General features: G+C 42.8%; 17 protein-coding genes. 13 read left to right on the top strand and 4 right to left on the bottom strand.

All coding sequences use genetic code 11. The features are described from left to right. Position 1: 1 nt before the first annotated feature. Positions 2-2,458 carry an NAD-dependent DNA ligase LigA gene (gene ligA / locus BC751_RS18645; RefSeq protein ID WP_130276937.1) on the bottom strand — a complete coding sequence of 819 codons (2,457 nt, stop codon included), beginning with the start codon at positions 2,456-2,458 and terminating at the stop codon, positions 2-4. Positions 2,459-2,604: 146 nt separating this feature from the next. On the opposite strand from ligA, the gene BC751_RS18640 reads away from it, so the two are divergent. From BC751_RS18640 to BC751_RS18600, 9 genes are all read left to right on the top strand, one after another. Further along, the gene (locus BC751_RS18640; protein WP_130276936.1) at positions 2,605-3,237 is read left to right on the top strand and encodes a TetR/AcrR family transcriptional regulator; all 633 of its coding nucleotides are present in this window, start codon (positions 2,605-2,607) and stop codon (positions 3,235-3,237) included. Positions 3,238-3,275: 38 nt separating this feature from the next. Next, complete coding sequence (gene metG, locus BC751_RS18635; protein WP_130276935.1) at positions 3,276-5,336, top strand: methionine--tRNA ligase; 2,061 nt, start codon at positions 3,276-3,278, stop codon at positions 5,334-5,336. A gap of 274 nt (positions 5,337-5,610) precedes the next feature. Beyond that, on the top strand, positions 5,611-7,038 hold the full coding sequence (locus tag BC751_RS18630) for a circularly permuted type 2 ATP-grasp protein (RefSeq protein ID WP_130276934.1): 1,428 nt from the start codon (positions 5,611-5,613) through the stop codon (positions 7,036-7,038). Between the two features lie 24 nt (positions 7,039-7,062). Next, positions 7,063-8,043 (top strand): alpha-E domain-containing protein, encoded by a 981-nt coding sequence (locus tag BC751_RS18625; protein ID WP_130276933.1) that lies wholly within the window; start codon positions 7,063-7,065, stop codon positions 8,041-8,043. Beyond that, positions 8,040-8,783: a proteasome-type protease gene (locus tag BC751_RS18620; protein ID WP_130276932.1), complete on the top strand. Its 744-nt coding sequence runs from the start codon at positions 8,040-8,042 to the stop codon at positions 8,781-8,783. The genes BC751_RS18625 and BC751_RS18620 overlap by 4 nt, the downstream gene beginning before the upstream one ends. Then, positions 8,780-9,619 carry a transglutaminase family protein gene (locus tag BC751_RS18615; protein WP_130276931.1) on the top strand — a complete coding sequence of 280 codons (840 nt, stop codon included), beginning with the start codon at positions 8,780-8,782 and terminating at the stop codon, positions 9,617-9,619. The genes BC751_RS18620 and BC751_RS18615 overlap by 4 nt, the downstream gene beginning before the upstream one ends. A 78-nt stretch (positions 9,620-9,697) precedes the next feature. Continuing rightward, positions 9,698-10,948, top strand: a complete 1,251-nt coding sequence (locus tag BC751_RS18610; protein ID WP_130277644.1) for a metallophosphoesterase — start codon at positions 9,698-9,700, stop codon at positions 10,946-10,948. Positions 10,949-11,035: 87 nt separating this feature from the next. Continuing rightward, the gene (locus BC751_RS18605) at positions 11,036-11,443 is read left to right on the top strand and encodes a DUF4174 domain-containing protein (protein WP_130276930.1); all 408 of its coding nucleotides are present in this window, start codon (positions 11,036-11,038) and stop codon (positions 11,441-11,443) included. Between the two features lie 111 nt (positions 11,444-11,554). Further along, positions 11,555-11,794, top strand: coding sequence for a hypothetical protein (locus BC751_RS18600; protein ID WP_130276929.1), 240 nt, complete (start codon positions 11,555-11,557; stop codon positions 11,792-11,794). Between the two features lie 9 nt (positions 11,795-11,803). Here BC751_RS18600 and BC751_RS18595 read toward each other — a convergent pair whose 3' ends face one another. After that, positions 11,804-12,220: a CBS domain-containing protein gene (locus tag BC751_RS18595; protein WP_130276928.1), complete on the bottom strand. Its 417-nt coding sequence runs from the start codon at positions 12,218-12,220 to the stop codon at positions 11,804-11,806. A gap of 893 nt (positions 12,221-13,113) precedes the next feature. Here BC751_RS18595 and BC751_RS18585 point away from each other — a divergent pair. Genes BC751_RS18585 through BC751_RS18570 form a run of 4 tightly spaced genes read left to right on the top strand, consistent with a single transcriptional unit; the run spans position 13,114 to position 14,735 of the window. Beyond that, entirely contained in the window at positions 13,114-13,887 is a 774-nt protein-coding gene (locus BC751_RS18585) for a hypothetical protein (protein WP_106565249.1), read from the top strand. Then, entirely contained in the window at positions 13,887-14,306 is a 420-nt protein-coding gene (locus tag BC751_RS18580; RefSeq protein ID WP_242617537.1) for a DUF5675 family protein, read from the top strand. The genes BC751_RS18585 and BC751_RS18580 overlap by 1 nt, the downstream gene beginning before the upstream one ends. After that, positions 14,303-14,533, top strand: coding sequence for a hypothetical protein (locus BC751_RS18575; RefSeq protein WP_084121500.1), 231 nt, complete (start codon positions 14,303-14,305; stop codon positions 14,531-14,533). The genes BC751_RS18580 and BC751_RS18575 overlap by 4 nt, the downstream gene beginning before the upstream one ends. Then, positions 14,526-14,735: a hypothetical protein gene (locus BC751_RS18570; RefSeq protein ID WP_084121501.1), complete on the top strand. Its 210-nt coding sequence runs from the start codon at positions 14,526-14,528 to the stop codon at positions 14,733-14,735. Before BC751_RS18575 ends, BC751_RS18570 begins: the two co-directional genes overlap by 8 nt. 63 nt (positions 14,736-14,798) lie before the next feature. On the opposite strand, the gene BC751_RS18565 is transcribed toward BC751_RS18570, so the two are convergent. Together BC751_RS18565 and BC751_RS18560 are read right to left on the bottom strand one after the other, a co-directional pair. Continuing rightward, the gene (locus BC751_RS18565) at positions 14,799-15,221 is read right to left on the bottom strand and encodes a DUF6943 family protein (protein WP_106565250.1); all 423 of its coding nucleotides are present in this window, start codon (positions 15,219-15,221) and stop codon (positions 14,799-14,801) included. Between the two features lie 622 nt (positions 15,222-15,843). Beyond that, a complete protein-coding gene (locus BC751_RS18560) occupies positions 15,844-16,461 on the bottom strand; it encodes a hypothetical protein (protein WP_106565252.1) in 618 nt (205 codons plus the stop codon). Between the last annotated feature and the right edge of the window lie 399 nt (positions 16,462-16,860).

The raw sequence follows: 16,860 nt of genomic DNA, 5'->3' as shown, positions 1-16,860 counted from the left end.
TTTAAGATTTTTTACCCACCAACTGAAGAAATTCTTCTTCTGATATCATCTTGATCCCAAGTTTTTCGGCTTTTTCTTTTTTACTTGGTCCCATGTCTTCACCTTCTATGATGAAGTCAAGCGATTTGGAGACAGCTTTCAGGTATTGGCCTCCATTGGCTTCAATAAAGTCTATAATCTCATCCCGCTTGAAATGGTTCAATTTTCCCGAAGCGAGAATCTTCAAGCCTTTTAATACTTCACTTTCCAGAGCTTTTTCTGTGGCTTCCACTTCAAATTTCAGGCCATGGGCTTTGAGCCTTTCGATAATTTGAAGATTTTCAGGGTCCTTAAAGTAGGCATGAATACTTTCCACCAAGGTCTCGCCGACCCCGTTAATCGCCAACAATTCTTCAGTATTTGCTTCCTTAAGATTGTCAATGTTTTTGAAATGTCTCGCTAAAATCTGGGCAGTGTTTTCTCCGATATTCCTAATCCCCAGAGCAAAGAGTACCCTTTCAAAAGGTTGCGCTTTAGATGCCCTTATACCTTCCAGCATATTGGTAATCACCCCTTCCTGGAATGTGTTGGCTTTCATTTTTTTGATCCGCTCTTCCTGTTCACTGCTGATGGGAAGGTTCAGTTTGATCATAATTCCATGGACTGTATTCTCATGCAATGAAGCTTTTATCAAATCCTCTAATGAGATCCAGTTACCTATCAGCACATTTAATACTACAGGGACTGGAAGGTAATCTTCCATTTGAGGCAAATGGCTGGTAAACAGTATTTCTTCCAGCTTTCTGATGGTGCCAATATTCTGGGCGACCTTTTTATTTGAAGTTCGGATAAACATTTCAAAATTATCCAAAACTTCTCTAAGGGGTTGTTCAGCATAGCGTTCACAGAATTTCTGGATGGAAGTCAGGGATAATCCCTCCGTGAGGGCAAAGAATGCCTTGGGAAGTGAAATAAACAAATAGCCATCGTCAGATTTTTGGTATTGATCCTGGCTCATTTCCAATCCAAGAAGTTGGTCTGCTTTGCTTTCCAGTTCATACAGGTCTGCAAAATTGCTGATGTATTTCTGATCGATCAGGGTTTTGATCCTTTCAGTTCCGAGCGAATCAATATCCATGGCCCTCTTATGGACAAAATGCTCTATTCTTCCCAATATCTGTGGAGGGCAGCCTTTGGCATTCGGACAGAAATGTTTGGCTTCTCCTTCCTTTCTAATCAAGGGTGTTTCGCATTCCGGACAATGATCGATATAGGCAATGGGTTTGGAGCCAGGTTTTCTTTTTTCAAGCACCACCCCGGTGATTTTTGGGATAATTTCCCCTCCTTTTTCTACCATCACTGTATCCCCTTCATACAGTCCAAGCCTTTCAATTTCATTGGCATTGTGGAGGGATGCCCTTTTGACGGTAGTGCCAGCCAAAAGCACAGGAGCCAGATTGGCGACGGGAGTAATGGCCCCGGTCCTTCCAACTTGATAAGTGATGGATAGAAGTTCACTAGCGGCACTCTCTGTCTGGTACTTGAAAGCAATTGCCCATCTTGGGATTTTGGCAGTAAAGCCTAATTCTTCCCTTTGGTCATAATCGTTGATTTTCAAAACTACGCCATCTGTATCGAGTGGCAATTCAAATCGCTTTTCTTTCCATAGGGTAATATAGCGGAATACCTCCTCCATATTTTTACATTTGGTGTAGGTTGGGGATACATTGAAACCCCATTTTTCAATCAAATGTATAGCTTCATCATGTTTGTTGACCCCAATGTCTTCACCCAAAAGCTGGTAAAAATAACAATTCAGCCTTCTTTTTGCCACGATGGCACTGTCCTGCATTTTTAAGGTTCCAGATGCTGCATTCCTTGGGTTGGCCAGCAAAGGTTCCCTGTTTGCTTCGCGTTCGGCGTTTATTTTTTCAAACTCCTTCTTGGGCAGAAAAATCTCCCCACGGACCTCAAATTTTGCAGGGATGTCGTTCCCTTTGACATGCAAAGGAATATTTTTTATGGTTTTGACGTTTTCAGTGACCACATCCCCTCTGGTGCCATCTCCCCGGGTCACTGCTCTTACCAATTTGCCGTTTTCATAAACCAGGCTGATGGCCACTCCATCAAATTTCAGTTCACAGAAATACTCATAATTTCTATGCCCCAGGCCTTTTGCCACCCTTTCATCAAAAGCATTCAATTCTTCCTCGGAATAGGTGTTGCCCAAAGAAAGCATGCGGTATTCATGCAAAGCAGTTTCAAATTCTTTGGTAATGGTCCCGCCTACTCTTTGGCTGGGACTATCAGGTTCCAGAAACTGGGGAAATTCTTTTTCCAGTCGGATGAGCTCCTCTAAAAGTTTGTCAAATTCAAAATCTGAAATCTCTGTTCTATCTTCCTGATAATAAAGATGGTTGTGGTAATTTATCTGCCGGGTGAGTTCTTCAATCCTAGCTTTTGCCTGCTCTGGGGTCATGATTTTCAAAATAATTTTTGGCTATCCGTTCAAAATTAAACTTTGTCCAAGGAAACTCAAAGGAATCCTCGATATTGAATCCTTTTTAATTGATGGCTCAGGGAAATCTTTGGGATTAGCTATATTTGAAATCCATAAACCCTACTATGAGTAAAAAAGCAGATATTGAATCTAAAATTTTAGAGGCAGCCTACAGGCTTTTTTTAGTTCAGGGATACAGGAAAACCACCATGGATGATATTGCCCAAGGGCTATCCATGAGCAAGAAGACCCTGTATAAGTTTTATCCTGGTAAAATGGAGTTGCTGGCGGCTACCTTTGATATGTTGAAAAGCAGGCTGTCCATTAAGGTAGAAAGCCTGTTGGACAACAAATACATTCCCTATACCGCCAAGTTAAAGTCTATGCTGACCATCGTGGCGACCGATCTGGCCCCTATCAATCCGGAATTGTTAGAAGATTTGAGAGAACATGCCCCTGAAATTTGGAAAGAACTCCAAGGATATATCAGGCAGTCGGCCTATCTCCGTTTTCAAAGGCTGATTCAGGAAGGAGTGGAAAAGGGGTTTATATCTTCTCAGGTAAATGTGAGCTTGGTGGTCCTGATGTATGCATCTGCCATTCAGAACCTGATTGACCCCAGATTTTTGTCCCAGTTTCCTGATGAAATGAGCCAAAAATTAGAATTAAGCACTGCGGACATTTATGATCAGATCATTCAGATCATTTATCAGGGTATCCTGACTGATGAGGCCAAAGCCGAATTCCGAAAAGTTTGATGGCCTCCAAATCATCCAATTCCCTATCTTTGCAATCCATGAAAAATAAATCATTTAAAAGATATACCATCACTGCTGCCCTGCCTTATGCCAATGGACCGCTCCATATCGGGCATTTGGCCGGCTGTTATATTCCATCGGATATTTATGTCAGGTACCTGCGTTCCAATGAAAAGGATGTAGCCTTTGTCTGTGGATCGGACGAACATGGGGTCGCCATTACCATCAAAGCCAGAAAAGAGGGTATTTCACCACAGGAAGTGGTGGACAGATACCATGAAATGATGAAACAAAGTTTCAAGGAATTTGGAATCAGTTTCGATCATTATTCAAGGACTTCTGCTAAAATCCACCATGAGACAGCTTCTGGATTTTTCAGGGACCTTTATGAAAAAGGCGAGTTTCTGGAGCAGACTACCCAGCAATATTTCGATGAGGAGGCAGGTCAGTTTTTGGCTGACCGCTATATCGAAGGCACTTGCCCAAAATGTGGAAATGAGGGCGCTTATGGTGATCAATGTGAGAAATGCGGCTCCTCTCTCAGCCCGACCGAACTGATCAATCCTAAATCCAAATTGTCCGGCAGTACTCCGGTTCTAAAAGAGACCAAGCATTGGTTTCTCGATTTGGCGAGATATACAGATTTTCTGAAAAACTGGATTTTGGTCGAGCATGAGTCCGATTGGAAAAACAATGTGCTGGGACAATGCCGCTCATGGTTGGAAGCAGGTGAGGGACTACAGGCAAGGTCCATGACCAGAGATATGGACTGGGGGATTCCAGTTCCGGTAGAAGGTGCAGAAGGAAAGGTACTTTACGTATGGTTTGATGCCCCGATTGGCTATATTTCTTCCACCAAAGAATGGGCAGCAGAGAAAGGTATCGACTGGGAACCCTATTGGAAAGATGAGGATACCAAGCTGGTGCACTTTATCGGAAAAGACAATATTGTATTCCACTGTATCATTTTCCCGGCCATTCTAAAGACCCATGGCGGGTATGTATTACCGGATAATGTACCGGCCAATGAGTTTCTGAATTTGGAAGGAGATAAAATTTCAACTTCAAGAAACTGGGCGGTGTGGTTACATGAATATCTTCAGGAATTTCCGGGTAAGCAGGACGTGCTTCGTTATGTGTTGACCGCCAATGCTCCTGAAACTAAGGATAACGACTTTACCTGGAAGGATTTCCAATCAAGGAATAACTCCGAACTGGTAGCTATTTTTGGAAATTTTGTCAACAGGGCAGTTGTCCTGACGCACAAGTTCTTTGAAGGGAAAGTTCCTACTGTTGCTGCCTTGGAACAAATTGACAGGGAAGTGCTGGAGGAATTGAAGGCATTCCCTGAAAAAATCGCTGCATCTATAGAGCGGTACAGGTTCCGTGAAGCGCTTTCTTTTGTGATGGATTTCGCCCGTATGGGTAATAAATACCTGGCAGACACAGAGCCTTGGAAAACGATCAAAACCGACCCCGAAAGAACAGGAACGGTACTTAATATTGCATTGAATATTGCAGCTAATCTGGCCATTGTGGCGGAACCGTTTCTCCCGTTTACTGCTGCCAAAATCTTTGGAATGTTCAATCTGCAAGGCTTAAATTGGCAGGATGCAGGAACTTCTGATTTGCTTAAAGGTGATGCTAAAATCCAGCCTGCTGAATTGCTTTTCGATAAAGTGGAAGATAATGTAGTGGAAGCACAGGTGAACAAATTGTTGGAAGCCAAAAAGCAAAATGAGTTGGCAAATGCCCAGGCTGCTCCCATGAAGGATATCATTACTTACGATGATTTTGCCAAACTGGATATGAGGGTGGTACAGGTATTGGAAGCGGAGCCCATGCCTAAATCGAAGAAGCTTTTGAAGCTGACAATTGATACTGGACTTGGGAAAAGGACTGTATTGTCAGGAGTGGCTGAGCATTTCAATCCAGAAGACTTGGTGGGCAAGCAGGTGGTGATGTTGATCAATCTGGCACCCAGAAAGATGATGGGAATTGATTCCGAAGGTATGATTCTGATGGCAGAAGACCGGGATGGAAGCTTGAAACTCCTTCAACCTCATCAGTCCTTGGCCAATGGGGCAACCATTTCCTAAGGCTTTAATATTCCAATTCAATTTTTGGGATTAAAGGTTTTCCCAATTCGAACAACAGGCATGAGAGAGGTTATTTCTCATGCCTTATTATTTTTTTTTGAACGCTTCCTTAAATCAATCTGAAAAGGGAACGAAGTAGTCTAATTCATCATCTGGGTTTCATACTTTTTTTGGGAAATTCTTTCCAATCCTTGATTTCGATACCATGGGATTTTTGAATCTCAATTAAAAATCTTAGCTTGATAGGCTACATGGATTTTATGGATTTTCAAAAATGGATACAAAAAAATACGAGGTAGGTGAGAATTTTGATGAAATGTTCACTGGTGAGGGTAAATGTAGAGGGCATTACCAGGAATTTCTGAAAGTTTTAGAAAAAACCAGTTCAAAAAGAATATCCCAGCTCCAACATGCGGCCAACAAAAATCAGGTTGCTATGGGAATGACTTTCAATGTCTACCACGACAACCAAGGCATTGAGAAAATTCTGCATTTGGACATCATCCCGAGGATTATTCCCAAACAGGAGTGGGTACGGTTGGAGGCAGGATTGAAGCAAAGAATTTATGCCCTTAATCTTTTCATACAGGATATCTACAATGACCAAAAAGCATTGAAAGATAAAGTCATTCCAGAGGACCTTGTGCTGGGAAGTAAAGATTACCTCAAGCCCTGCGTAGGCCTGACACCTCCCAAGGGTATTTGGTGCCATATTACAGGGACAGATTTAGTAAGGAACAATGACGGAAATTATTATATCCTGGAAGATAACCTCCGTTGTCCTTCAGGAGTATCCTATATGTTGGAAAGCAGGGAAATTATCAAAAGGGCTTATCCCGATCTGTTCAATAAGTTGGGAGTAATGCCGGTATCGGATTACCCCGTCAAGTTGTTGAAAATGCTTCAATACATTTCCAACAAGGATAAGCCGGTTGTTGGGGTTTTGACTCCTGGAATTTACAATTCTGCCTATTTTGAGCATTCCTACCTTGCCCTGCAAATGGGAGTGGAATTGGTGTCAGGCGTAGATCTGGTTACCAAGGGGAAAAAAGTATTTATGCAGACCACTAAAGGCTTGGAACAAATAGATGTGTTGTACAGGAGGATTGATGATACTTTTTTAGATCCTCTGACTTTCAATCCGCATTCTATGTTAGGTTTACCTGGGATTTTTGAGGCCTATAAAGCTGGAAATATTTCTATTGCCAATGCGCCTGGTACAGGAGTGGCGGATGACAAGGCTGTTTATGCTTACGTTCCAAGGCTAATAAAATACTATTTAGGGGAGGATCCCATCTTGGAAAATGTTCCCACTTTTCTCTGCAGGGAGGAGAAGGACAGGAAATATGTGCTGGAAAATATTGAGCAGTTGGTGGTCAAAGAAACCAATGCTGCAGGGGGATATGGTATGCTTATCGGTCCCAAAGCAAGTAAAGAAGAACATTCCAAATTCAGGGAATTGATCAAAAAAAATCCTACCAATTACATTGCCCAGCCCACCTTGTCCCTGTCCACTGTCCCTACCTGGACAGAAGAAGGATTGCAGGGAAGGCATGTGGACCTCAGACCTTATATTCTTTATGGAGAAGAAATTGAAGTGATTCCGGGTGCTTTGACCAGAGTGGCCCTGAAAAAGGGGTCATTGGTCGTGAACAGTTCCCAAGGTGGTGGAAGTAAAGATACCTGGGTGCTTTATAATTGATGTAAAACTTTGAATTGAGAAAATATGCTAAGCCGAGTCGCTGATTCTATATACTGGCTGGGAAGGTACTTAGAAAGGGCCGAGAATTATGCCAGATTTATCGATGTCAATTACAATCTGATGTTGGACCTCCCTCCTGATATGAAGGCCCAGTGGGAGCCTTTGGTTTATGCTACGGGCGATGATGAACTGTATTTGAAAAAGTACCAATCTTTTGATAGGAAAGATGTGGTTTATTTCCTGACCTTTGATACCGATAATCCCAATTCGATTATTTCAAGCATCAATTTTGCCCGAGAAAATGCCCGTGTGATCAGGGAAAACCTCACCAAGGAAACTTGGGAGAAATTGAATGAGCTCTATCATTATGTGAAAAAAAGATCCGATAAAAAGGACTGGAGCAAAGAAGATCCAAGGTCTTTTTTCGAAAGTGTCAAAAACCAGGTACTGCTTTTGTATGGATTGGCGGACAGCACCGTAGCAAGGACAGAGGGCTGGTATTTCAGGCAATTGGGTTTGTTTTTGGAAAGAGCAGATAAGACCAGTAGGATAATGGATGTCAAATACCATATCCTTCTTCCATCGCCTAACTTGGTAGGCACACCCTTGGATTTCCTGCATTGGACAGCTTTGCTTAAATCAGTGACCGCATTTAATACCTATAGAAGGTTGTACGGGAATATAGAGCCTGCCAAAGTGGTCGAGTTCTTACTTTTGAACAAGTATTTTCCAAGGTCAGTATTTTATTGCTTAAGGGAAGCGGAGAACTGCCTGCATAAAATTTCCGGTAACCATGATACCGGATATAAAAATTCTGCTGAGAAAGCAATTGGAGAACTCAGGTCCCAGCTGGAATTTACAGATGTGTCCGAAATCATTGAAAATGGCCTGCATGAATACATCGACAGTCTCCAAATGAAAATAAATAAGGTTTCTGATAAGATAAATGCCAACTTCTTCCAAATTAAGGATAACTTTATATCTCAAAATAGCATGCAGGAATGACCTATTGCCTTGGAATAAAAACAAAATATGGGATTGTAGGGCTTTCAGATACCAGAATTACTTCCGGAACTGAGACCACCACTTCCAAAAAGGTATTTACCGTAAACAGAGAAAAGCACACTTTTTTTATCATGACCTCAGGTTTGAGATCGGTGAGGGACAAGGCAATCACCTATTTTTCTGAGATGATTGAAGAGCAGGACCAGGATTTCACCAAATTATATAAGATGGTGAATGAGTTTGGGAATCAAGTGAAGCGCGTAGCGGAGGAGGATAAGAGAAATCTGGAAGATGCAGGACTTTCTTTCAATCTGTTTTCCATAATCGGAGGCCAATTGGAAGAAGACAAGTCCCCTAAACTTTACCTGCTTTATCCTCAGGGCAACTGGATTGAAATCAGAAGGGGAACCCCTTTTGTGTCTATCGGTAATACCGGTGCAGGTAATCCGGTACTCCGCCGCTCACTGCATTATGAGGATTCTCTGGAATATGCAATGAAATGTGCTTTTTTAGCATTTGATGCCACGAGGATATCAGCCAATGATGTGGATTATCCCATTGACACAGTGGTCCTGCAAAATGACCACTACCATACTGTGGAGAGGAGATTTGAACAAAAGGAATTGGAGCATATTTCCAATTTTTGGAATGAAAGAATTAAAGAGGCCATCAAGGAACTTCCTGCGGAAGTATTGGAAAAAGCATTTTTTGAAGTTTCGCATTCAACGGACAATTCATGAGATTGGAGATTCAGCACTTTACGCAGTACCAATATTCTGAAAATGTAATACTGAATCCACATTTTTTATTTTTAATCCCCCAGCAAAGGTCTTACTTTCAGATTGAAAAGGGGCAGATTAAATGTGATCCGGAGCCAATTGCCATTCATGAAAGGATAGATATGATGGGCAATGCGCATTACCAAACTTGGTTTCAGGAGGAAACGGATCATTTGTCTATTGATGCAGATTATATCATCGAACTCAAACCTTTCAACCCATTTGGTTTTCTTTTTACTGAGTTTATAACATATCCTTTTTCATTTTTCCAATACAGCCCAGAAAAACATATTTTTCTGAAAGCCTTTCTGGAAACAGACACCCATGAAGCATTTCAAAGGTATGTCCACCGTCTCATCAAGGCCTCTGGGGATATGGTTGCTTTTTTGTTTTCATTGACAGAGAGTATCCATGCCCAATGGGGGCATATTATAAGGGAAGAGCAAAGTCTTTGGTCTCCGGATTTTACTTTTGATCAAAAAAAGGGCTCCTGTAGGGACCTCAGCTGGATGCTTGTGCATATGCTGAGAAATGTAGGTCTTGCATCACGGTTTGTCAGTGGCTATGCTTTCAATCCTGAGTTGACAGAAGGCCATGAATTGCATGCATGGGTGGAGGTTTTTCTTCCTGGTGCTGGATGGGTGGGTTTAGATCCGAGTTTGGGATTGTTTTCAGATAATCATTATATCCCCCTGGCTGCAGGCTATTCCCCGGAATTGGTCGCACCTGTCCAGGGTTCCTTTGGCGGGACCGCCTTAACTGATCTAAAAACTGAGGTGTGGATCAAGTTGCTTTGATTTTTTGAATAACTGATAATCTTTTTGGAACCATTTTGGGTCAAGCTTAGTATTTAGATGAAAACTAGACACATTCATATGAATTTATTGGGAGCCACTATTTTCCTCTTGGCGATTTTATTATTTTCTACTTTTTTGAACTGGTATGTATTCCAGGCGGTAAAGACACTTTCTCAGGGAATTTCCACAGAAAAATACAGAAATGCAGTCCACATTGGCTATTGGTTGGTATTTGGTGGAATCTCGGTCTGGTATATCTATACATTTGTCAAAATTTCCATTACAGGTGAGTTTACACTTTCTACCCAAACCCTACTGAATGTTTTTCTAACGGTAGTGGTCACCCAGTTAGTTTGTATTATTTTCCTTTTTGCAGAGGATATTTTCAGAAACATTCAGGCAGGAGTGTTGTACTTGTCCAATGGCTCAGAGAATTTCGTTTTTCCAAGCAGAAAGACCTGGGTGAGTATAGTGGCTGTCAGTGTGGCCATGATTCCTTTTTTTGGTTTTGTCTATGGAATGGCTTTCGGAAAACACAATTTTAAAGTACATAAGGAGACCATCTATTTTGAAGATTTGCCGGAGGCTTTTGATGGATTTACCATTACTCAGATTTCGGATATTCATATAGGCAGTTTTAAAAATCCAAACCATGTCCAAAAAGGCATTGATCTGGCTATGGAACAGGGGTCTGATCTATTTGTGTTTACAGGTGATTTGGTCAATCACAGGGCCGATGAAATAGATCCCTTTATTGAGCAATTTTCAAAAATAAAAGCAGCCTATGGACAGTTTTCCATTATTGGGAACCATGATTATGGGGATTACATCCCATGGCCAAGCAAAGAGGCCAAAGAAGAGAATTTTAAGTCCTTTCTAAAGCAACATGAAAGATTAGGTTTTCAATTGCTTAGAAATGAAAACGTGCGGATTGAAAAAGATGGGCAGCATCTGGTTTTGTTGGGAGTTGAAAACTGGGGAGTGGGTTTCGGTGCAAGAGGGGACTTGGAAAAAGCAATGGAAGGAACATCTTCCGATGAGTTTAAAATATTGCTTTCACATGATCCATCCCATTGGGATGAAGAGGTGAAAAGACAAAAGAATACCGTTCACCTGACCCTTTCGGGACATACCCATGGGATGCAATTTGGAATAGAAACTCCGATTATCAGATGGAGCCCTGTTCAATACAGGTATCCCAATTGGGCAGGTTTGACCTCTTTCAATGGGAGATATCTGTATGTTAACCGTGGTTTTGGTTTCCATGCTTTTTCAGGAAGGGTAGGTATCTGGCCTGAAATTACAGTTATTGAGCTAAGAAGAAAGTAGAAGTGGTTTTCGACAAAACAGAAGTTAAAAGTTGTCTTTTTTGCAAATCATTGAAAACCAATGCCGGGCTACAACGGTTATTAGGTAATGAGATTTCTTCTTTGTTTTTTTCTAATGGCAATGATGATGGGAGAAAAGCCCCAAAAAATTGAGGACCTTCGATGGAAGAACCGGATTGTCCTTTACTTTCCAGGAAAGTCGGGGACTTTTCCAAAATTAAGCCATGAATTGGAGGAGGGAGTCAGGGAAAGAAAAATAGTTTATTTTGTTTTTGATGAGATCCTAAATTCCAATTCTCAGGTAGATTTTTCAAATGCTTACATTTCAGAAATCAGAAAAAAATTTGGGGCATCCTGTGAGGAGGCATGCTGGGTGCTGATAGGTTTAGATGGAGGGGTTAAATTGCGTAAAGAAGGAGAATTGGATTGGGGTTACATTTTTAAAACCATTGACAGTATGCCGATGAGAAGATCAGAGATTGGGTCAAAAACATGACTAATCTACTATCGAGTTGAATAAAACCGCTTTTTTTAAGTAAAAAATACCCTATACAGGGTATTTTTTTTAAGGTAGCATAGGCTTAATTTTGGAAATAAACATGTACATATGAAATTCTTTTACATATCAATTGAAAGTAATCCAAACGGCATTTATGAAATACATGACAGGAACTGTTTGTCCTTACCACCTGTCGAAAAAAGAGAATATATAGGCCATTATCAACATGCAAAAGAGGCATTGAAAAAAGCTATTCACTTCAACCCCAATGCCTCCTTATGTCCCCAATGTTGTCAAAGGGGATCAAAAAGTGTGTTTCAGGCAACCGATCAGTCCTTAGAAAAGTGAATTGATCTCCTAATACTGATCGAGCATGTATTGTATGATATCTGTGGTAGTGACGATTCCTTTGAGTTCTTCACCATCCACCACAGGTAAGGCATGAAATTCTTCATTGGCAAAGATTTCCGCTACATCCCTTATGGAATCCTCCGCGTTTACAACTTTTAGTTTGGATGTCATCACCTGAGGAATGCTTAAAATTTCCAAGATTGCTTCATCCGCACCTTCCTGGTTTTCGAATAGTGCTCCGAAGGTCAATCTATTGATATCTGTTCTACTTATTATTCCGGCAATTTTCTTTCCTGAAAGGACCGGAACGTGCCTGATTTTGTGTTTTCTGAATAGGGCAACCACATCCTGTAAGGTATCATTTTCCTGTACAGCATGAACTTTGGTGGTCATGATCTTGCTGGCGGGCTCTCTATTTTTCATGGCTAAAAGGGTTTTAGTTTGATATACCCTAAGCTATTTTAAAACTTTGACTTAAACCCTGATAAAAATCACATAAGTTATTGATTTTTTGCCTTTAAATCCCTGTCCATTATTTTCAAGAATATGAACCACCCTGCACCATGTCACTTGTTCCTGCTTTGGAAGCGGGGATTTAAAATTTCATACAAAAAAAGCTCTTGTAAAAACAGTGTTTACAAGAGCCATAGTGAAGTGTTAAATTTCAATTGTCGGGGTGACAGGATTACAACCACCTCGTGCAAATCTTTATGTATCAGTAAGTTACAAAACGTAATTTCAGCGGGTTCACCGTTCAGTTCTCAATTTATTCGAACTGGTTTGAGTGCATTTGGTGAACTCCGAAACCTTTGTAAATATACAAAAAAGCCCGCTTTTTGGGTTCAAATCGTGGCAAAAAGTGCTAAATTTTATTGGTAACTGGCGATAGATTTTAGTGCCGTTTGACTGCCTTCATCTGGCAAGGTCAATCGGTGATGTAGCGCTCTACAATGGACGGTGCAAGGCCAGTGAATTCGCAAAATTCGTTTACGCTCACGAACTGGTGTGACTCTTTAGCAAGCTCCTCCCTAATCCTGTTAAGGAGCTTCCTGCCGTATCGTTCACTCTTGCCAGTGATCCGCTGCACGTCTTTTGGATAAATACAGGCTCGTTTGGTTTCGATCATACTTTATCTATACTTCATGTATGCTTTTGGTGTACTGTAAATATACGGAATGCCATTGGCAGTTCATTTTGAACCATTCGGAATAAACGGTATTCAATGTTCCTAACCGGAACCTGTTTTTTGTCTGCCCTTCGTAATTATCGGATTTTCGAAGAGTTGCAACGAAGCAACAAATCAAAATTCAAATGATATGGCAAGACAAGCTGGGATTATCAAGTTGAAGGGCAAAGTCGGTGACATGTCCTTTTACAAAACGAAAGATGGCTACCTGGCCCGGGAAAAGGGTGGGGTGGACAAAGACCGGATCCAGAATGATCCGGCTTTTCAGCGTACCCGTGAAAACGGTGCTGAGTTTGGCCGTGCCGGTGCAGCCGGACGGACTTTGAGAACGGCCTTTAGGCCGCTACTTCTGCGTACCTCTGACAGTCGGTTGACCTCCAGACTGACCAAAGAAATGGTGAAGGTGATCAAAGCGGATGCAACCAGTGCCCGTGGAGAACGGAACGTTCTCGATGGTGAGCTGGAGCTTTTGCAGGGCTTTGAATTCAATGCAAATGGCCGTCTGGGAGCTACAATATATGCGCCATTTGACGCAAGTATTGACAGAGCTACTGGTGAAGCTGTAGTCAATGTGCCGGGCTTTGTTCCCCAAAATACCATTGCTGCGCCTCAAGGTGCTACGCACCTGAAATTTGTATCTGCTGCGGTGGAGATTGATTTTGAGGCCGATGACTTCACCCTGGTTGCTTCTGAAAGTGGAGAGATTGAAATCGGGCCACAGGCGGAAGCTGCGGTGAACCTGTCCAATGGTTTGCCTGCAAACAGTACCAAGGCACTAATGCTGGTTTTTGGTGTGGAGTTCTATCAGGAAGTGAACGGTAGCTTCTACCCACTAAAAAACGGCTCCTACAACGCCCTGGCGTTGGTGGCTATTGATGGTGCTCCTGCAGTTCAGCAAACCTAATGTTGGTTCGGATGGAATTGATTCTCACAAGAAGCTATTATCCGGAGGGAACCAACGGAAAGCTCTGTGATGGTGAGCAGCTGGTCTGCTCCACCATCGAGCTTCCCTGGAGGGAAAACCAGCGGATGGTATCGAGCATCCCGGAAGGGAGGTATGAGCTTGTAAAGCGATACACCGATAAACGGGGCTGGCATTTGCTGGTGAAAAATGTACCCAATAGAAGCGGCATCCTTTTTCACCCTGCCAATGACGCCCTGAAGGAACTGAAGGGCTGTATAGCCCCGGTTTCAAAGGTCATCGGTCCAGGTAAAGGGACGGATTCCAAAACTGCCGATTCCAGGCTGAAAACACTTGTGTTTGAGGCCATGGAAAGAGGCGAAAATGTATTTCTCAATATTCAAAAAGCAAAAAGCGTATGACGATCATAGAAAGGGCGAAAGCCCCAACACCCAAGTTTTTCAAAGTGCTCCGAAACGTGGGTTTGGCACTAGCGGCAGCTGGTGGCGCTCTGTTGGCAGCACCAATCAGTTTACCGGCCGGAATAGTTGCCCTGGGCGGCTATCTCACCGTAGGTGGGACGGTACTGACTGCAGTCAGTCAGGTGACTGTAGAGGATGGTGCAAAAGCGGACAGGAAAGATGGCTAACCTGGTAAGTGGAGGAGGCACGAAGGCAGGAACTGCCGGAGGCACGTTGCTGAGTGTCCTGGTGAATATCAGCTCCGGGGATATCCTCCACACCTGTGTATTAGCTGCTGTTGGAGCGGTAGTGAGCTTTACCGTGTCCATTCTGCTAAAGGTGCTATTCCAACGGTTCAAAAGAAAACATCCACCTCCGAAGGGGATGTGATTCCCGCAAGTCGGGAAAGTTTGTGTTCCTCTCAATTAAAAGGCCTCCTCGTGGGGTCTTTTTTCATTCCAGGAGGATCCGGAACATAATTGCTCTTTTTACCTGCTTCACAAGCTCCACCTGCTTTTGGAGAATCTTGGCTTTCTTCTCAAAGTACTGAAGGAGTGCCAATGACTTTAGGTACTTCCCACGGTCTTTCAAGGCCTTTTCCTGCCCTGCCAGCAATACCGCTCTGGCATCACCTATCCTGATGAATGGGACAACAGAACCGGTCAAGTGTGGCGTGAACGCCTGTGCCTGCCAAAGACCGTAAGAGAGCCAGAAATAAAAGTTCCGTGCCTCTTCCGATTCTGTGGTGATGGCGAAGCAATTGGGACAAGGGGTATCGAGCGGCTTTCCCGCATTCAGCCCTTTGGACAAAATGAAGAAATGTGGCCGGGCACTGGAGAAGCCTGCATTGTAGGTTTTGATCTGAAAAGTGTGCATAGTATGAGCATTTAAAGTTTTGCTCGCTGCGCTTCGCACACATTTCAAAAGAGAAAAGAAAAAAGGGAAAAAAAGAAAAGAGAAAGCCTTTGGTCAGGTGGGCATGGACAGGGCAGTCAAGGTTTTTTGGAAAAATACTTCCGCCAATTGGCGGAGGAGATTTTTTCAAAAACCCGAAGGGCTTGACCTTGACGGTCCTGATTAGGGTTGGCCTAGTGCGGCCCGCCTAACTTAGTTGCACTCTTTGTTTTTGTTCTTCTTTGTCCGACACCAGAGAAAAAAAGAGCCCCCCTAAAAGGGAAGCTCTGAAAGGCACAACTCGAACCATAGAAAGCGAAGCGTATAATCTGTGATACCACAATGCTGAACGCCTGCATGGAACGGACGACCTGAGGTGCGAACGCCCGCCAGCAACCACCGGCTGCCGCAACGGACTCTAAATAATAACTTAAACATAATGCCCTTCATCACAGGAACGGTGTGATTGCGGCAAGGGCTGTGAAAAAAAAATACTACCTGAAGGGTGGAGATTTTTTTTGAAACAGGCGAAGCGGACCCTTGCAAGCTCTCACATCCGCATGCCTGTAACTTTGCTTTATGTTTTGGTTATTTTGAACCCGCTCTAATTGATGTTATTTACAATATCTCTTTCATTCAAGTAGTTGTTCAATTCATCAAACCTTAAATCCTTTAATTCATTATTCTCCCTGAGCTGGTCTATCATTATTCTTAACGAACGCCTTTGTCTATCCTTCCCTACTATTTCATTAAACCACTCAATACCATTGAGATTAGGGTCGGGTGACCTTTTATTGGTGAATTTGACGATGCTTTCGAGTCCTGACTCTGGAATAATATCCCATGAAATACAAAGCATATTAATTGCGGTAAGTAGCTCCCGATTGAAGGGATGTATTAATGCTTTGTCCTTGGATCCGGAAGAATTACTGTTGCCTGGAGAGTGATTCCCCTGCTCATGTATTAAAGGATTAAAAAGAGGAAGTGGGTCGTGTTTGATAATATCTAGAAATTCGTTGGCACAATGAGTACCGACAAAAAAGTATTTCGATTGAGCGTCATAATCACCCCTGGGTCTATACGAAAAGATGTAGTATTTGTCATCCAATGCCCCACAACAGCCTTGTTTGTGTTGACCATTAAGAAGTTTTAAGTAGTTAACGGGTTGAATATAAAATTTTCGGTTGAGTTCTTCCTTTCTTTTTCTGGTTCTACAATTCATAAATTATCAATATTGTTAGCTGTGGAAATTGAATTTAGTGCGGGAACGCAGGAAAACCAAAACGGCTGGACGGAGGCTGTGGAGCGCAGCGTAATGGACGAACGGCCAAGCCAGCCGAAGAGAGGAACGAGCGGAGGCTTGCGAGCCGTCTGCGAGTGGAGCAAGGGGGCTAGACCGGAAAGCAGTGAGGTACGAACTGCGGGGGCTTGCTATGTGTGAAGTGGAATGCAGGGCTTTTGTAATTTGATCCTCCACAAAAGCCCGGAATGGAACGGAACTACACAAGGGCTGGCGTGATTTTTTGCCTTTTGAGCGTTGGCCGGGTATAAGCGATTACCTGTGTGTTGGGAACCGGGGTTGGTGCAAAAAGCATGACAGTCCCGCAGCCCGCAGCGACCC

This window comes from Cecembia calidifontis (assembly GCF_004216715.1).
GTDB lineage: Bacteria > Bacteroidota > Bacteroidia > Cytophagales > Cyclobacteriaceae > Cecembia_A > Cecembia_A calidifontis.
This window is presented reverse-complemented; position numbering and strand designations above follow the sequence as displayed.

Bases quoted from the DNA above. Each gene is read 5' to 3' on its own strand.
- BC751_RS18570 (WP_084121501.1), top strand. From the start codon at position 14,526: ATGGCTAACCTGGTAAGTGGAGGAGGCACGAAGGCAGGAACTGCCGGA.
- metG (WP_130276935.1), top strand. From the start codon at position 3,276: ATGAAAAATAAATCATTTAAAAGATATACCATCACTGCTGCCCTGCCT.
- BC751_RS18560 (WP_106565252.1), bottom strand. From the start codon at position 16,461: ATGAATTGTAGAACCAGAAAAAGAAAGGAAGAACTCAACCGAAAATTT.
- BC751_RS18605 (WP_130276930.1), top strand. From the start codon at position 11,036: ATGAGATTTCTTCTTTGTTTTTTTCTAATGGCAATGATGATGGGAGAA.
- BC751_RS18615 (WP_130276931.1), top strand. From the start codon at position 8,780: ATGAGATTGGAGATTCAGCACTTTACGCAGTACCAATATTCTGAAAAT.
- BC751_RS18620 (WP_130276932.1), top strand. From the start codon at position 8,040: ATGACCTATTGCCTTGGAATAAAAACAAAATATGGGATTGTAGGGCTT.
- BC751_RS18625 (WP_130276933.1), top strand. From the start codon at position 7,063: ATGCTAAGCCGAGTCGCTGATTCTATATACTGGCTGGGAAGGTACTTA.
- ligA (WP_130276937.1), bottom strand. From the start codon at position 2,458: ATGACCCCAGAGCAGGCAAAAGCTAGGATTGAAGAACTCACCCGGCAG.
- BC751_RS18595 (WP_130276928.1), bottom strand. From the start codon at position 12,220: ATGAAAAATAGAGAGCCCGCCAGCAAGATCATGACCACCAAAGTTCAT.
- BC751_RS18575 (WP_084121500.1), top strand. From the start codon at position 14,303: ATGACGATCATAGAAAGGGCGAAAGCCCCAACACCCAAGTTTTTCAAA.
- BC751_RS18610 (WP_130277644.1), top strand. From the start codon at position 9,698: ATGAATTTATTGGGAGCCACTATTTTCCTCTTGGCGATTTTATTATTT.
- BC751_RS18580 (WP_242617537.1), top strand. From the start codon at position 13,887: ATGTTGGTTCGGATGGAATTGATTCTCACAAGAAGCTATTATCCGGAG.
- BC751_RS18630 (WP_130276934.1), top strand. From the start codon at position 5,611: ATGGATACAAAAAAATACGAGGTAGGTGAGAATTTTGATGAAATGTTC.
- BC751_RS18565 (WP_106565250.1), bottom strand. From the start codon at position 15,221: ATGCACACTTTTCAGATCAAAACCTACAATGCAGGCTTCTCCAGTGCC.
- BC751_RS18585 (WP_106565249.1), top strand. From the start codon at position 13,114: ATGGCAAGACAAGCTGGGATTATCAAGTTGAAGGGCAAAGTCGGTGAC.
- BC751_RS18600 (WP_130276929.1), top strand. From the start codon at position 11,555: ATGAAATTCTTTTACATATCAATTGAAAGTAATCCAAACGGCATTTAT.
- BC751_RS18640 (WP_130276936.1), top strand. From the start codon at position 2,605: ATGAGTAAAAAAGCAGATATTGAATCTAAAATTTTAGAGGCAGCCTAC.